The 14,977-nt window shown below is 61.5% G+C and carries 16 protein-coding genes; 1 reads left to right on the top strand and 15 read right to left on the bottom strand.

Features of this window, described 5'->3' with window-relative positions; translation table 11 throughout:
• Positions 1–80: 80 nt before the first annotated feature.
• On the top strand, positions 81–326 hold the full coding sequence (locus HQ843_RS29645; RefSeq protein ID WP_246710479.1) for a hypothetical protein: 246 nt from the start codon (positions 81–83) through the stop codon (positions 324–326).
• 81 nt (positions 327–407) lie between these two features.
• Here HQ843_RS29645 and HQ843_RS26750 read toward each other — a convergent pair whose 3' ends face one another.
• The 15 genes from HQ843_RS26750 to HQ843_RS26820 form a co-directional block, all read right to left on the bottom strand.
• On the bottom strand, positions 408–2,069 hold the full coding sequence (locus tag HQ843_RS26750; RefSeq protein WP_180902712.1) for a dihydroxyacetone kinase subunit DhaK: 1,662 nt from the start codon (positions 2,067–2,069) through the stop codon (positions 408–410).
• Between the two features lie 291 nt (positions 2,070–2,360).
• Positions 2,361–3,479 carry a saccharopine dehydrogenase NADP-binding domain-containing protein gene (locus HQ843_RS26755; RefSeq protein WP_180902711.1) on the bottom strand — a complete coding sequence of 373 codons (1,119 nt, stop codon included), beginning with the start codon at positions 3,477–3,479 and terminating at the stop codon, positions 2,361–2,363.
• 2 nt (positions 3,480–3,481) lie between these two features.
• Positions 3,482–4,372, bottom strand: a complete 891-nt coding sequence (locus HQ843_RS26760) for a creatininase family protein (protein ID WP_180902710.1) — start codon at positions 4,370–4,372, stop codon at positions 3,482–3,484.
• Entirely contained in the window at positions 4,369–5,172 is an 804-nt protein-coding gene (locus HQ843_RS26765) for an AroM family protein (RefSeq protein ID WP_180902709.1), read from the bottom strand. The genes HQ843_RS26760 and HQ843_RS26765 overlap by 4 nt, the downstream gene beginning before the upstream one ends.
• Positions 5,173–5,176: 4 nt before the next feature.
• Complete coding sequence (locus HQ843_RS26770) at positions 5,177–6,385, bottom strand: NAD(P)/FAD-dependent oxidoreductase (protein ID WP_180902708.1); 1,209 nt, start codon at positions 6,383–6,385, stop codon at positions 5,177–5,179.
• Between the two features lie 44 nt (positions 6,386–6,429).
• Positions 6,430–6,798 carry a hypothetical protein gene (locus HQ843_RS26775; protein WP_180902707.1) on the bottom strand — a complete coding sequence of 123 codons (369 nt, stop codon included), beginning with the start codon at positions 6,796–6,798 and terminating at the stop codon, positions 6,430–6,432.
• Between the two features lie 44 nt (positions 6,799–6,842).
• Complete coding sequence (locus tag HQ843_RS26780) at positions 6,843–8,171, bottom strand: NAD(P)/FAD-dependent oxidoreductase (RefSeq protein ID WP_180902706.1); 1,329 nt, start codon at positions 8,169–8,171, stop codon at positions 6,843–6,845.
• Between the two features lie 268 nt (positions 8,172–8,439).
• Positions 8,440–9,171, bottom strand: coding sequence for a GntR family transcriptional regulator (locus HQ843_RS26785; RefSeq protein ID WP_180902705.1), 732 nt, complete (start codon positions 9,169–9,171; stop codon positions 8,440–8,442).
• A gap of 199 nt (positions 9,172–9,370) precedes the next feature.
• Positions 9,371–10,039 (bottom strand): amino acid ABC transporter permease, encoded by a 669-nt coding sequence (locus tag HQ843_RS26790; protein ID WP_180902704.1) that lies wholly within the window; start codon positions 10,037–10,039, stop codon positions 9,371–9,373.
• Complete coding sequence (locus tag HQ843_RS26795; RefSeq protein WP_180902703.1) at positions 10,039–10,710, bottom strand: amino acid ABC transporter permease; 672 nt, start codon at positions 10,708–10,710, stop codon at positions 10,039–10,041. The genes HQ843_RS26790 and HQ843_RS26795 overlap by 1 nt, the downstream gene beginning before the upstream one ends.
• Before the next feature lie 3 nt (positions 10,711–10,713).
• Positions 10,714–11,508: an amino acid ABC transporter ATP-binding protein gene (locus tag HQ843_RS26800; RefSeq protein WP_180902702.1), complete on the bottom strand. Its 795-nt coding sequence runs from the start codon at positions 11,506–11,508 to the stop codon at positions 10,714–10,716.
• Positions 11,495–12,274 carry an AroM family protein gene (locus HQ843_RS26805; RefSeq protein WP_180902701.1) on the bottom strand — a complete coding sequence of 260 codons (780 nt, stop codon included), beginning with the start codon at positions 12,272–12,274 and terminating at the stop codon, positions 11,495–11,497. The genes HQ843_RS26800 and HQ843_RS26805 overlap by 14 nt, the downstream gene beginning before the upstream one ends.
• Positions 12,275–12,344: 70 nt before the next feature.
• Positions 12,345–13,178, bottom strand: a complete 834-nt coding sequence (locus HQ843_RS26810; RefSeq protein ID WP_180902700.1) for a substrate-binding periplasmic protein — start codon at positions 13,176–13,178, stop codon at positions 12,345–12,347.
• A 94-nt stretch (positions 13,179–13,272) separates the two neighbouring features.
• Positions 13,273–14,049, bottom strand: a complete 777-nt coding sequence (locus HQ843_RS26815) for an SDR family oxidoreductase (protein WP_180902699.1) — start codon at positions 14,047–14,049, stop codon at positions 13,273–13,275.
• Positions 14,049–14,975, bottom strand: a complete 927-nt coding sequence (locus tag HQ843_RS26820; protein ID WP_180902698.1) for a dihydrodipicolinate synthase family protein — start codon at positions 14,973–14,975, stop codon at positions 14,049–14,051. The genes HQ843_RS26815 and HQ843_RS26820 overlap by 1 nt, the downstream gene beginning before the upstream one ends.
• Positions 14,976–14,977 lie beyond the last annotated feature (2 nt).

Genomic DNA, 14,977 nt, shown 5'->3' on the forward strand with positions numbered 1-14,977 from the left:
GCTCTGATCCCAGAGCAATGATTGAGCAAACTCTACATAAAAACGCGGGACCGCAAGGGGGGCAGGTCAGACCCCAACTCGTGCATCTTTCGCTTTTCAAGGCGGACCAGGCAAAGGTGTTCGTCGATTCCGCCGTGGTGGAAGCAACTTCGAAACTGATGGATGTCGGCGGCGCTTCGGGCGCGATGCGCTCCAGAAATATGGATCGGCACTGGCGCAATGCCAAGACGATCTCGCTGCACAATCCGGCGCTTTATCGCGCACGCGGAATCGGCAGCTATCTGATCAATGGCGAACCCCTGCCAGGCGCCATGATCGACGGTTAGGCTCAGCACTCGTTAAATCAAAGCCAGAGGATGACGGCTGCTGCGATGCATATGGCTGAGAAGAAGGCATACGCGCAGCGGTCATGATGGGTTGCGATGCGCCACCCACTCGTCGCGTTCCGCCCGCGTTGCGATGTGCTCGAACAGGCGGGCGACGGCTTCCGCGCCGGGATCGGTATGGCCCGCAAGCTGGCTTGCGCCGACATAGCTGGCGCGTCCGGCATTGGCCCTGGTCATCTCTGTGGTCGCGTTCGCCCCTGTTCTGGCAGCCCTGGCGGCGGCGCCAACGCCGTCTTCAAGCGACTGCAGCGCTGGAGCGAGAGCGTCAATCATGGTTCTGTCGCCGGGTTTCGCGCCACCGACGTCCTGCATCCGCGAAAGCCCTGCCGAAAGCGCAGCGATCAGGTCGCAATTCTCAGCGCTTGCCTCGGCGGCGGCCGAAAAGAAGATAGCAAGCAGAACGCCCGAGGATCCGCCCATCGTCTCGCTCAGCGTCTGGCCGATGGCGCGGAGCAGGAGGGTCTGGTCGGCCAATGGCAGTCTCTCCACTCCATCGAGGATCGCACGTGCCGCCGTTGCAAGCGTGGTGCCTGTGTCGCCGTCGCCCGATTTGGCATCCAGCGCATTGAGATCGCGCTCCGCGTCGATCAGCGCCGCGCAGCAGGATTTGAGGAATGCTTCCGTCTGCGGGTGTGACGAAGGGGAAAAGCGCGCGGCGGCATCCTCGGCCGGCAACGCGACAAGCCCCGGCGCGGCGAAGCTGTTCAGCCCCGGCCATGCGCTGATGGGCGTTGCCGCGGCAAGCCGCTCCAGATCTTCCCGGTCAGCGGGATAGAGCGAGATCGAAAACCCATGCATGTCGAGCGCGGTCATCATGGAGGCCGGCCCGATCAGGTGCGAGATCCTGTCCCCGATCCGGGACGTTCTCAGCGTTTCGGCGAGGATCGACATTTCGAGTGTGGTGGTGCCGCCCAGATTGTTGAGCATCGCCACATATCCAGACGCCTTCAGATGGGGCTCCAGCCGCTTGATCGCGACCGATAGGGCTTGCCCTGCCGTCTCAAACCGGAGTTTCTCGGCGCCCGGTTCCCCGTGAATGCCGAGCCCCAGTTCAATCTCGCCCTCGGCAAGCCTGTCCTCGCGTGCACCGCCCGGCATCGTGCATGTGCTGAGAGACATGCCAATACTGAAGACGTTTCCCGCCGCGCGCTCAGCAGCCTCCGTCACAGCGTCGAGATCGCCCCCGGCCTCAGCGGTGGCGCCGGCGATCTTGTGGACGAACAGGGTGCCGGCCACACCGCGTGGCTGTGTAATTCCGGGTATCGCGATGTCGTCCTGAATGATGACCATATTCACCTTGAGGCCAAGTTCGCGGGCCCTTGCCGCGGCCAGTCCGAAATTCAGCCGGTCGCCGGTATAGTTCTTGACGATCAGAACGCAGCCCGCTTCGCCGGTCACCGCCCTGATCCCGGCAAGGACCGCGTCGACGGAGGGGGAGGCAAAGACGTCGCCGCAGATTGCGGCCGTCAACATTCCCGCACCGACAAAGCCGGCGTGCGCCGGCTCATGCCCCGACCCGCCACCGGAGATAACGGCGACCTTGCTTTTATCCCAGTCGCTTCTGAGCATGACGCGGATGAAGGGATAGCCATCAAGGCGTGAAAGACGCCCACCAGATGCCGCGACAAGCCCGTTCAGCGCGTCCTGTATGATGTCTTCTTTTGCGTTTATGAATTGGGCCATTGCTGCTGCTCATCTGTTTTTGGCCGGCACTCTCCAGCCGCCATATGCATGGTGAGATCGCGGGCCGGTCTGACGCCGCCCGCCGTCGTCGCCTCAGTTTATCACATTGTCATAGAAATTGGCCTCGACCTCCTGCATGTCGATTGCCGCGAGAACTTCGGGCAGCACACATGCGTCCGCATCGGCGTGGAGCGCGGCATGGTCGAAATCATTTGCTCCGGCGGAACGGTTACGCGCGCCACGCCGCCCATTCGAGCAGAGCCCCGAAGCCGTCCGGCGACAAGATGGACGTCAGCCGCCGTTACCGATGCGTTTGCTGAGCGCCTTGCGCAGGGCGATGCCGGCATCTGCGATTTCGCCCGGAGCCAGTTTCTTGACCTCCACGCCGAAGAGCGAACGCACCATCCCTGCACAGGCGTCGGTCGCGGTTACGGTGCCATCGTCGCCGATGCTCTCAATGCCTCCCGCCCTCTGACCGGACAGCATGAAGGCGAGACCTTCGGCCTCGTCCAGACCCGGAATCGGAAGGATCTCGACATGATCGGCCCAGACCCGGATCGGCCATCCTCCCGGCCGTCCGGCCGGGCCTGCGCCATGCTGGAAACTGCCGTCATCGCGCAGGGCGGCGAGAACGGTTTTCACGCCGGATGCCGCCGTTCTGCTTTCCTGAGGCACCCCGCGTATGCGCGCCGCACTCTCGCCCATCAGCTTGCCAGCGTCGATCTCGGCCGTGACGTCGCGACCCTCGACAATGACGCTGGCATGCCAGGGCGCTTTGCCGGCATCGCCCGAACGCTGGAACCATTCCGCGACCGAGTGATGGGCAACAACCAGCGGCGTGACCGAGAGCGCCGAAACGCCAAGCTTTTCGGCGACGATGGCCTGCAATTCACAGGCAATATTGTCGACATTGCCGATACCGGTCAGCGGCGCGGGTCCCGTTCTTGCCAGCACCTGATTGGCGAAATCGGGGAATGGCGCGGTGATGAAGCTGGTTTTCAGGCCGGTAGCCTTCAGCCCTACCTGGACCGACAGACCAAGCGTCAGATGAGCCGCCAGAAACCCGCCCATGCCAGCCTCGCGCACGGCCTGAAAATTTTCCGGCGTCAGCCCTCGCGCCATCTCCGGCACGGTCAGCAGTGTCGCGGTGTGGAAGATGGTCCGCGGCGCAAGCCGACCGATCGTGTCTGCGGTTGCCTGGACGTCGGCAAGGTCAAGGCCGATGCCCTCGATGCGAACATGCCTGTTTTCCTGCAGCGCGCCAAGCGTCGCGCGCCAGGCGATGCCCCGGGCGCGGTCGGCGTCGCGGTCAATGACGGCGATGGTGGTTATCTCCGGACGGCGCGCCAGATATTCGACGGCATGGCCGCCCACAGAGCCGGCGCCGGTGACGAGAACGTCGATAGCCATGTTCATTGCCCTTCCTGAACGGTAGGTTGCGCGATGCCCGGCTTTGCCGGATCACGGGCGACGCCGAGACGAAGCGGTGCGCGGGCAAAGGCTTCCAGGAAGCGGGCCAGCGCCGCGATCGTGACCTCGAGAATGGCCTCGCCGTTTTCGATCGTGGCTGCAGCCGGATCGCCGTAATAGCCACAATCATCAGCATGGAAGATCGCGGCCCAGCCGGCCCCCGCATCAGTGATAGGGTCGTCCGGATAGCCGGGAGCAATCCATGGCTGGATGACGCGCGGTTGAAGCCCGCCGATGCGCTTTTCAATCAACGCGGCGCTTTCGCTGCCCGAAAGAGCGAGCATCAAGGCCGTCTCCTGTTCGCAGGCATGGCCCGCACGGGCGAGCGTGCCTTTGAGAAGAGGGATATAGTCGCTGGCGCTCGGCTGGAAATAGTCGATCATGCCGACAGCGTATCCATCGGTGATCAACTGGCCCGTGAGCGAACGCAGCGGCGCCGAATTGCCGCCATGACCGTTGACGAAGACAGCCCGCGTAAAACCGCTGTCTATCACCGAGCGCGCAATGTCACCGAGCATGGCGACATAGGTTTCGAGCCTGAGGCTGATCGTTCCGGGCCAGCTCAGGTGATGCGGGGTGAAGCCGAACGGCACGGACGGGCCGACGATGACCGGGGTTGTTTCTGCAATCCGGGCTGCGGTGAGTTCGCTGACCGCCGTGCTGAGCAGCATATCGGTTTCGACCGGCAGATGATCGCCATGCTGCTCGATGGATCCGGTCGGGATCAGCACCAGCGCATTGGCGTCCCGCGCCCGGGCGAGTTCGGCCCGGGTCATCTCGGACCAGATCAGCGTGCGGGGCGCGAAATGGCGTTTGGTCTTGTCCTCATTCATGCCTTGTTCCAATCCTTCGGTAGATAGGCGAGATCATTCATCGCCGGGCCGACAAGGTTGCGCAGATGCAAAACGGTCGCGCGGTGCGGTAGGATGAGCGGCGCGCCGATGGCGCGTTCAAGCGCCGGGATCTCATCCGGCGCGTCATAGGGCGCGAGGCCGACGCCGTAGCCGAAGAAGAAGGCGAATTCGACATTTGCCTCGCCGAGCTGCCGCGCGGCATCGAGCCAGCTTCCGGTAATCGGCGAGACTTCGAGCTCGATATTCTCGTAGAAGGGGCGGGTCTTCCAGTCGGCGATATCATGATCGGCATGCTCGGCATCGACGATAACGCCGATCTTCGGCTTGCGACGGGTGCCATGGGCGATGCTTGCCGCGATCGAGAACATGATTTCGCGGGGATGGATCAGCAGCGTGCCCGCTGAGATTGCCCCATGCGGAAATTCGGCGGCGCAGGCGAGCAGCACCATGTCGACGTGATCTTCCTGTTCCAACCGGTCGATCGTTTTCTGGACAAGTTTGGTGGCAAAGCCGAGTTCGAAGAAACGGTGCTCCCAACCGTCGCCCATATGGTTCCCGACCGCCCCCTGCACATGCACATGCGCGCCGAGATTTGGCGTTGCCTTGTCGACCTGGTGCGGCAGGAGTTGCTCGAGCGTCAGATCCTCGTAGATATGACGCACGGTGATCCGGACGTCGGCGCCAAGGGCCTCAAGGAAAATCCGGTGATAGTGGAGGTATTCATCGCGGGGACCGTGGCCGGTGGTGACGACGCCGATATGCGTTGTTTTGACGGACATCTTGTTATCCTTGATCTGAAAGAAGGTTGACGGTCATCGGCTCTGCGACAAGCTTCGTTTTGTCCTTGCCAAACCGGGATGGCAGGAAGTCGCCGGCAGGATTGGCTCCATCGGCGATCATTGCTGCAAGTTGCCGCGATCCCTCCGGAGAAGCCATCAGGCCGTGTCCGCCATAGGCGGTGTTCAGGTAAACGCCATCGAGGCCGGCGACGGGCCCGATCAACGGGCCGCCATCGGCAGAGACCAGCAGACTGCCGGAGCGCACATGCCCGCCGGTGATTGAGCGCGCGAGGTCGTTCCACATCGGTATCATCGGCGCCACGGTCTTGATGGCCATGCCGAGATAGTCCGGATCGACAGGCGGATCGTCGGTGAAGGTGTCAAGCAGGAGCGTGGATTGGAAAGAGGCGGTCATCCGTGCGCCGCCGCTGTCGGGCCGCCAGAACGATCCGAGATCGACATCCATCACGGCGGCATGGTCGGAAGGAACGCCTTCGACCTCGACATACTGAATGGTCGACCGGGAGAGACGCAGCGGCAGAGTGACGCCGAGAGCCGGGAGCATAGCGGGGGCGCGGGCGGCGGAGGAAAGCACGACAACGGGAGCCGCGAGCGTGCCGTGACTGGTCTTCACCGTCACGCCTCCCGCATTCGGCTTTATGGCCGACACGTCGATACTCGTGGCGATATCGAAATCGGCGGATTGCAGAAGACCTTTCACCACCTGGGCAATATCGATCACGCCGTCTTCCTGGCGGAAGGCCGCCCCCGTCACATCCGGCGCGATGGTGGGAACCTTTTTCCTCAGGTCATCCGCTTTCAGAAAGACGACGTCGTCCAGGCCCGCCCTCTGCTGGCGGAGAACGCGCTGGTACAGGCCTTCGGCGCCATCCTCCGTCCGGCTGGCATAAAGGTAGCCGAGCGGGCGATAGCCTGCGCTATGGCCGGTGTATTCCCTGAAATCACGGTAGAAGGCGATGGACCGGCGGGCGATCGCGATGTTTTCGGGCTTTTCCCACTGGGCGCGGACACCTTCGCCGGAGCGCCGGGATGCCAGCATGGCGACGGCCGGCAGCCGCTCAACGACAAGCGGCCGCAAGCCCCTTTCGGCAAGGAAAAACGCGCTGGTCAATCCGGCGATGCCGCCGCCAATGATGATCACGTCGGGCTTGAAGGAAAGCGACGAAAAATCGGCATGAAAACGTGCGGGCATCGATCAGGCCATTTCCTGTCCGGCCCCGTCCTGTCCGGTCATTGTCACATGTCCCCCGCTTCCTTGGAGGGCGTGGCGCAGACGGCGACCACCAGCCCCGCCTCTCCGATGATGTGGCGATAGCGGTAGTTCTTCGGCAGATACATGGCATCGCCGGGCTTGAAATCGCGGGTCTCGCCGGTGGCCTCGACGATCTGCTTCGACCAACCGTGCAGACAATAGAGAATGACTTCATGCAGGCCATCGCCTTCCACCATCACATCGAAATGCGGCATATATGTCGTGATGTGAAAGGACATCGGGGAACCATGGAGCTTGTTTGTGATAAGCCGGTGGCTGAACTCCTTGTCCTGATGGACCCATGTCAGTGCGACATCTTCCTGGCGCGACCATTGGATCTTGTTTGCGTTCATGGCGATCTCCTTGAGAAGTGCAATCTTGGTGTTGAATCCTGCAGTCAGCGCCAGGCGGCATCAATGCGATCGAGCGTGTTGCTCCAGGGCAGCCACAAATGAGGTGCAAGCCCTGACAGCCGGGAGAAGGGGATCTTGCGCGGCGCGGTGACGGGCAGGACGAATGCGGCCTCATCAGTCCTGCCGGAAACCAGCCGACCCGTTTCGACACCGAGCGCGCTGGCAAGCGCGACGCCGCGACCGTTGCAGCCGATAACGCCCGAGAGGCCCGGCGCAATGGAAATCATGCGTGGAAGCGCATCCATGGTCGCAGCAATCTGTCCGCTCCAGGCATATTCGGCCCTGATCTCGGGAAGATCGGGCACAAAACGGCGCAGACGCTCGACAAATGTCTTGCGGGCGAGCGCCAGCCGGTCCGGCGCGGGAGAAACAAGGCCGCCCGTGACCAGCCGTCCATCGTCGCTCCAGCGCAGGGCGAATGTGTGACGACGGGTATCCGTGACCGCCGCGCCGGCGGGCAGTATGGCCTCACGATAGCGCTCGTGAAGCCTCTGGGTCGCAATCTGAAACACCCGCACCGGTATTATCGAAGAGCGAAGCGGCGGGTTGAGATTGCCGACCATGGCGTTGGTGGTGAGAATGACCTGGTTGGCAACAAGGCTCCCGGAAGGCGTGTTTACGACCCAGTCAGCACCTCTGCGCTTGATGTCGGTCACAGGACTGTCGCCAAAGATTCGGCCTCTCGCCGCGGCAACCGCGCGCGCCAGACCGCGGGCATAGGCAAGCGGATTGATCTGGCCTCCGGAAAGAATATTGAGGCCGCCATGCAGCGACGGAAGGCCGGTGCGCGCCAGCATCTCACCGCGATCGAGGAACTCAGCCTTGACGCCGGCTTCCAGCAGCAAGGGAAGACGCGCTTTCAGCATGTGCTCGGCTTTGTTGCAGTGTCCGGGCTGAAGCCAGCCCTTCCAATGCGGGCTGCATTCAATCTGATTTTCGCTGATGAGGTCTGCGACCGCGTTTCCCGCGCGCGCGACAAGCCGCATTAGACGCCAGCCATAGTCCTCGCCCAGCAATGCAGTCACCTGCTTCGGTCCCAGCCCCGAATTCAGGCTGGGCACGACGAAGCCCGTATTGCGGCCGGACGCGCCATGGCCTGGTTGGCACGCCTCCACGACTGCGACCGAAAGGCCGTTGCGGGCCGCCGTGAGCGCCGCTGTCAGACCCAGAAACCCGGCCCCGACAAAGACGACGTCCGCGCGCTGCTCGCCTGCAAGCGCGGCGAAGCGTGAGGCAACGGGGGCAAGGTCTTCCCACAGCGACCCGACTTTCCCGGTATCCGACTGCGGTTCGTGGTGAGGCGGGGCCGTCATTTTACAACTCGTGAGACAATGCCTACAATATCACTGATGTTGCATGTGATATTTTTATAAGTCAACCGCGAAAAGCGGGCCGGTCGACATTTCCAGCCGGTCGGTCATATTGGCGTTCGAGCTTGAGACTCACTCTGCGCGCAATCAGGCACGCGCGCGCAACAAAGCCCCAAGCGCAGAGCCGAGCCAATGTCTTTGCGACGAGAGCCAGCCTCGGTCCGGGTGCCTGGTGCATTTTGCAGGGGATCGTATCCGACCGCGAAAGGCCTCAAAGAGCGATGGCGCTATAACCGCGCGCGTTCGTGAGAACTCTCAGCAGCCCCTCCCGGGTCAGTTCATTATGGCGGATCATGAGGGCACGCACCGCGTCACGGTCGCGTTTTGCAAGCGTCTCCACGATCTTCATATGATCATTGCTGGTTTCACTGTTCACATCGCGCTTTTGCGCGCCGATATAGAAGAAGCGTTCGAGCTCGTGGAGCTGCCGCGCCAGAATATCGTATAGCCTCTGGTTTCCGGAGGCGCGGGCGATTGCCAGGTGAAAATCGGTGTTGGCCGCGATGAACTTGTCGAGCGTCGGCGTTTCCGCCTGGTCGTAGACGACGCGCGCCTGCTCCCTCAGGTGCTCCAGTTCCTCTTCGGTAATCCGTTCGCAAGCCAGTTCGGCAGCCCCTGCCTCCAGCATGATTCTCAGGTCGAACAGTTCGTTCATGTCGCCAAAGGTGATCGGTGTGATCTGATAGCCGCGACGCGGAAATGTGCGCACCAACCCTTCCTGACGCAGTGTCGCAAGCGCCTCGCGCACCGGGGTTTTCGAGACATCGAAACGTTCGGCAAGCTCGATCTCGGATATTTCGAGGCCCGGTTCAAGCTTGCAACTCAGGATCTCACCCCGCAGCCGGTTGTAGACCTGCTCCGTCAGAGATGGCTGCTTCGGATTTCTCTTTCTTGCAGGTGACTTCCTGCCGGACGGACTGCTCGCTCTTGCTATCTCCCTCATCTATCCAAGTTCCCCCGTTTGGATACCGCGCCGGAAACGCCGCGGTCATGAACCGGCCGTATCAGCGGCCGCGTGATATTTGTCAAATACAATACAGTTCGATCCTGCGCTATTTCCTGTAGCATATTATTGAACCTCCGCTACCCCGGCGACGGCGTCGTCGCGGCGAACCCACAAACAAATGGCCGGCAGATCCGCCTCAACGATCATGGGCCGCCAGCCTCTTGAACGACAGGCGGTACTCGACCCATTTTTGCAGGCGAATAAGAATACCGTTGAGAATCAAGTAGATAATTCCAATCACCAGTAGGATTTCGATGGGCTTGTAGGTCTCGGAAATCAGCGCCATGCCAGCGCCTGTGAGCTCGGTCACGGCAACCATGCCCGCAAGCGAACTGCCCTTCATCACCAGCGTGAGATTTGACGTGAGCGGCGGCATGATCGTGCGTATCGCCTGCGGCACGATGATCCGCCGCAGGATCATCAGGGGCGGCATGCCGAGCGCGCGCGCCGCCTCATACTGATTGGCCGGTACCGAGCGCAGTCCAGAGCGGATATATTCCATATTGTAACCCGCAGCCGACAAAGTCAGGCCCACGATCGCAGCGGGGACTGCGTCGAGATAGATGCCCAGCTGCGGCAGACCGAAATAGGTGAAGAACAACAGGGTCAGCGCCGGGGTCGCTCGCATGAACCAGCTGAAGAATGCGGCGATGCGGCGCAGGATGGCGGCGCGCCCGTCGCGCATCACGGCAAGCGGGAAGGCGAGAATCAGCGAAAGCACGATTGTCGAGACCGAAATCCATATGGTCATCAGCGTCGCGTCAAAGATAACGCCGATATTGACTGTAATGACGCTCCAGTCCATCAGTGGGCCCCCGTATTGACCGGACCGTAGCGACGGATCATGAAACGGTTGGCAAGCGCTTCCAGGATCATCACCATGCTGGCGATCGCCGCGTAGACCAGGCCGGCGAACAGGATCAGCGCCATCGGATCATTCGAGATCGCCAGGCTCTGCCGGGTGACCATCATCACCTCCGACACCGAAATCGCCGAGGCAACGGAGAGCATCTTCACATTGCCTGCCAGAAACGTCGCCCAAGGCGATAGCGCGATGCGGATGACCTGCGGCAGAACCACGCGACGCAACCGCAGGCCGGAGCCCATGCCAAGCGCCCGGGATGTTTCGATAAGCCTCGGATCGACTGCCGAAAGCGCCGCCTTGAATATTTCCGCATGAAAGGCGGTGCCAATCAGCACGAAGGCAAGAAGCGCCGCGCCGATCGATCCGAGATCGATGCCGAGATAAGGCAGGCCGAGATAACAGAACAGCAGAACGACAAGTTCCGGCAGACCCCTGAATATCCAGGTGTAGATCGAAAGACATCGACTGAAGATCGCGTTCGGGCGACCGGACCAGGTCAGCGCCAGCACCAGGCCGATCAGGGTTGAGATGACCGCGATCACGGCAAACAGCCAGACCGTCAGCCAGATGGCGTCGGCGAAGCGCGGGAATTGGCGGACCAGGACATCCATGGTTCAATCCGTCACGGTTTCTACAAAGCTGCGCAATTCCGCAGTCTGAGGATTTTCCAGGATGATCTTCGGGTCGCCGGTTTCGCGCACCTTGCCCTTGTGCATGAAGATAACCCTGTCCGCGACGTTGCGGACGAAGCCCATTTCATGACTGACGGAAATCATCGTCATACCCTCGCTGGCGAGATCGCGCATGACACCCAACACTTCTCCCTTGAGTTCGGGATCGAGCGCGGAGGTGACCTCGTCAAAGAGTAGGGCGTCGGGCTTCATGGCGAGCGCCCGGGCAATTGCAACGCGCTGCTGCTCGCCGCCGGACAGCTCGTGCGGATAGGCGTGCGAGCGATGCGACAGGCGGACCTTTTCGAGCAGCTTCTCCGCCGTCTCGCGCGCTTCGGCAGGATCACGCCTGAGCACCCGGATCGGCGCTTCGATGATGTTCTGGATCGCGGACATGTGGGGGAAGAGGTTAAAGCTCTGAAACACCATCGAGATTTCAGTGCGGAATGACAGCAGATCGCGTTCCCGTGCTGGCAGGCGCTTGCCCTGCGCTTCCCGCCATCCGACTTCCTTGCCCTTCCAGATGATCGCCCCGTCATCGGGGCGTATCAACAGATTGAGGCAGCGCAGCAGCGTGCTCTTGCCGGATCCGGACGCCCCGATAATGGCCAGGACTTCTCCGCGCGAGACGGAGAAGTCGATACCCTGAAGAACATGTTGATTGCCGAGATGTTTCTCGATACCGGCAACTTCAAGGATCGGTGCGTCCGGCCTTTTCCCGGCTTCAGTGACGGACATGGATCCGCTCCGGCCATGCTGGCGAGATGAGGGTCCGCGCGTTGAACACATTCAGCACATTCGGCGTCACCACCGGGCAGCCCAGACGGGAGGAGATATCGGCGAGCAGCGTTTCCGGATCGTGCGGCGCAAGGCCATCACCATAGCCCCAGATCAGGGCGAGATCAAAAGGGCCTTCGCCTTCCAACTGATCCAAAGCTTCGCCGGTGGCAATGCCAATGCCGAAATGCGGTTCGACCTTGTCCATCCAGGGCTGCGATGTCCAGGTGGCGCGGTCCTGATCGATATGCCATTCGGTCGGCAGCAGCAGAGCAAGTTTGATCTTGCCCCGCGCTTCCGCCTGACGCCGTACGAGATCAAACATCAGCTGATATGGCAGAAGCAGCGGAACGGACGATTGCAGCGCGCCTTCTGGATACATCTCCGCGCAGCACATCAAAATGATCTCGGCGCCTTCGGCAATGTGGGCGTCGATTGCGGCCTGTGCACGCTCCAGATACCAGCTCTGGGTGACGAAGATTTCTTCCCAGCCGGCACCCATGCGACGGTCATCAGGGGTGGTGTTGTGAACATAGCAGCCGATGCCAAGGCCCTCGGCGGGAAGAATTTCGTGCTTGGCGATCTCGGCGCGGCTCAAGCCGTCGAGGCAGGCCTTTTCCGACACGACGACATCAAGACCCATCGCATTGAGGGCATTGGTATGAAAGCTGACATATTCGTTGCGGGGGCTCTGACCGGTGGTAATGATCCCGACTTTCACAGGCATGGGTAATTCCTTCTTGTTTTTGAGGGCAGGACGATTTTCGCCCCGCCCGTTGTTTTTGGGATCACGACCCTTACTTGGGATCCGCAGGCGTCTTGGAGAAATCGACGGGCTGGCCGAAATATTCGGTGATCATTTCGTTCAGAGTGCCATCTTCGCGGTATTTCGTGATCAACGCATCGATGGCAGCCGCAAGCTCCTCGTCATCCGGAGCGACGGCGAGAGACTGAGTCTTGGGCGAACGCACGTCGGGCAGAACCGCAATGGTGTCGTTCTTTGCGGCAAGATAGCTCGGGCCGAGATAGTCCATGCCCAGCCAATCGATGCGGCGGTTTTTCAGGTCTAGCGACATTTCGGTCCAGCCCGGATATTCCTTGACGGTTCCGAGGCATCCCTCCGGCAGCGAGGCGCGGATGAGGTCGATTTCGGCAGACCCGCGAACGACACCCACGGTCTTGCCGCAGATATCGTCCCAGTTGTTGATCTCATCATTGCTCGTGAGCTTGGTGATCGCCACGCCGTTGATGATATACGGCGAGAGCATGATCAACTGGTCGGATGCAAGACGATCCTTCGTTCGGGTCACGCCTGAGGCGACGACATCGAAACGATCTGCAACAAGGCCGGGAAGGAGGCCCGACCAGTCAAGCTGGCGGAACTCGACATCGACGCCGAGATCATCGGCAACCTTCTTCATGACGGCGATATCGAAGCCGTCAAGCTCACCGCTGTCGTTGATCATGGTAAAGGGCGGAGCCGTGCCGGTGGTGCCGACAACGATGGTGCCGGGTTCCATGAGCTCGTCCTTGAAATCGGCCGACGCCGTGGTCGCGAACCCGATCGTTGCAGCGAAAAGGACAAGAGCGCAGGGCAGTGACCGGCGCGATATAGATGTGGCTGATAGCATGCTGTTCTCCTTTTTTGTATATTTTGGTTAGTCCAGTTCGGCTCCGGTGGAGCCCCCTGCGCGTTTTACCGGGCAGGGCATATGCGAAACAGATTCAGAGCTGTTTCAGCATTCCGCCATCGACCCGGATCATCGAGCCGTTGACAAAAGATGCGCGCGACGAGGCCAGAAACGCGACCACCGCGGCAAATTCGGCAGGGTCACCATAGCGACCGGCCGGTATCGCCGCCTTCGAGCTTTTCGCGACGGCTTCAACGCTCACGCCATCCTTTTCTGCCTTGATGGCATCAAGCGAGGCGACGCGATCCGTCGCTATGCGGCCCGGCAACGCCATATTGACCGTTACCCCGCTTGCGGCGACTTCTCCGGCGAGCGTCTTGGACCAGCCAGCGAGCGCGCCGCGGACGCCGTTGGAAAGCGCGAGATTGGGGATCGGCGAGAGTACGCCGGAAGAACCGATCGTGATGACGCGACCGAAACCGCGCTCGGTCATGTCCTTCAACAGCGCGTCGGTGATCTGCATGATCGGCAGGGCCATGGCCTCGAAGGCTGCAAGCCAAGCGGCGCGGGATTGCCCTTGGGCCGGCCCAGCGGCAGGGCCACCGCAATTGTTGACAACGATGTCGATGCCTTCGACGCTCATCTTCTCGGCAAAAGCCGAAACGGCATCCGCATCGGCAAGATCGAGCCTGACAGCGCGCACCCTGTCGCTGAGCCGGGCCTCCTTGGCCCAGGCGTCAATGGCATGGGTATTGCGAGCGGCCGCGATGACATTTGCGCCTTCCAGCGCCAGTTCCTTCGCGCAGGCGGCGCCGAGCCCCTGGCTCGCGCCCAGGACGAGCGCCGTCTTTCCCTTCAATCCGAAATCCATCAACCAAGCTCCTTCAGTCGTTTTTCGGTCCGCTCCATGAGAATATCGACCTCGGCAGCCGAGCGGGCGTCGAGCGCTTTTCCGGGCTTGCGCAAGGCAGGCGAAGCGATCTTGCCGCGCTTGGCGAGCACATATTTGCGCACGGCGAGGCCCAGTCCGGGCTGGGTCTCGTAGCGGATCAGCGGAAGGTAGGCATCCATCAGATCGCGGGCGCGATCGGCGTTGCCCGCCTTCATTTCATGGGTGACGGCGACCATCATTTCCGGATAGGCGAAACCGGTCATGGCGCCGTCAGCGCCTCGGCCAACCTCTTCCGTCAGGAACAGGCCGCCATTGCCGCACAGGATCGAAACGCGTCGGCGTCCGTTTGCCTCGGCCTCGCGGATGGCGCTGATCTTTGCCAGACCCGGCCAATCCTCATGCTTGAGCATCTTGATCGAGGAAAAGTCTTCGATGATCCGGGATAGCGCCTCATTGGAGATATTGACGCCAGTCGACAACGGAAAATCCTGGAGCACGACCGGGACGTCGCTGCCGAGGGCCTCGGTAACCTGACCGTAATAGGCGTGGATCTGCGGATCGGTTTTCAGCGATCCGGGCGGGGCGACCATGACGCCTGCTGCCCCGAGATCCATCACCGCCTGGCCGAGCTCGCGGATCGATGCAAGTCCGGGCGCGGAAACGCCGATGACGATCGGCTGGCCGTTGGCGCGCGCTATCACGCGCTTCGTGATTGCGATTGCCTCGGCCTGGGTCATCTTCGGAGCTTCGCCCATCATGCCGAGCAATGTCAGCCCGGTTGCGCCGGCCTCGAAATAAAAGTCGGTCACGCGATCAAGACTGGTCCAGTCGATCGCTCCCGTTTCGTCGAAGGGTGTCACGGCAATCACAAAAACGCCGTTGGTCTCTCCGTTGACAAGCTGCATTT

Source organism: Martelella sp. NC20, from assembly GCF_013459645.1.
Lineage (GTDB): Bacteria > Pseudomonadota > Alphaproteobacteria > Rhizobiales > Rhizobiaceae > Martelella.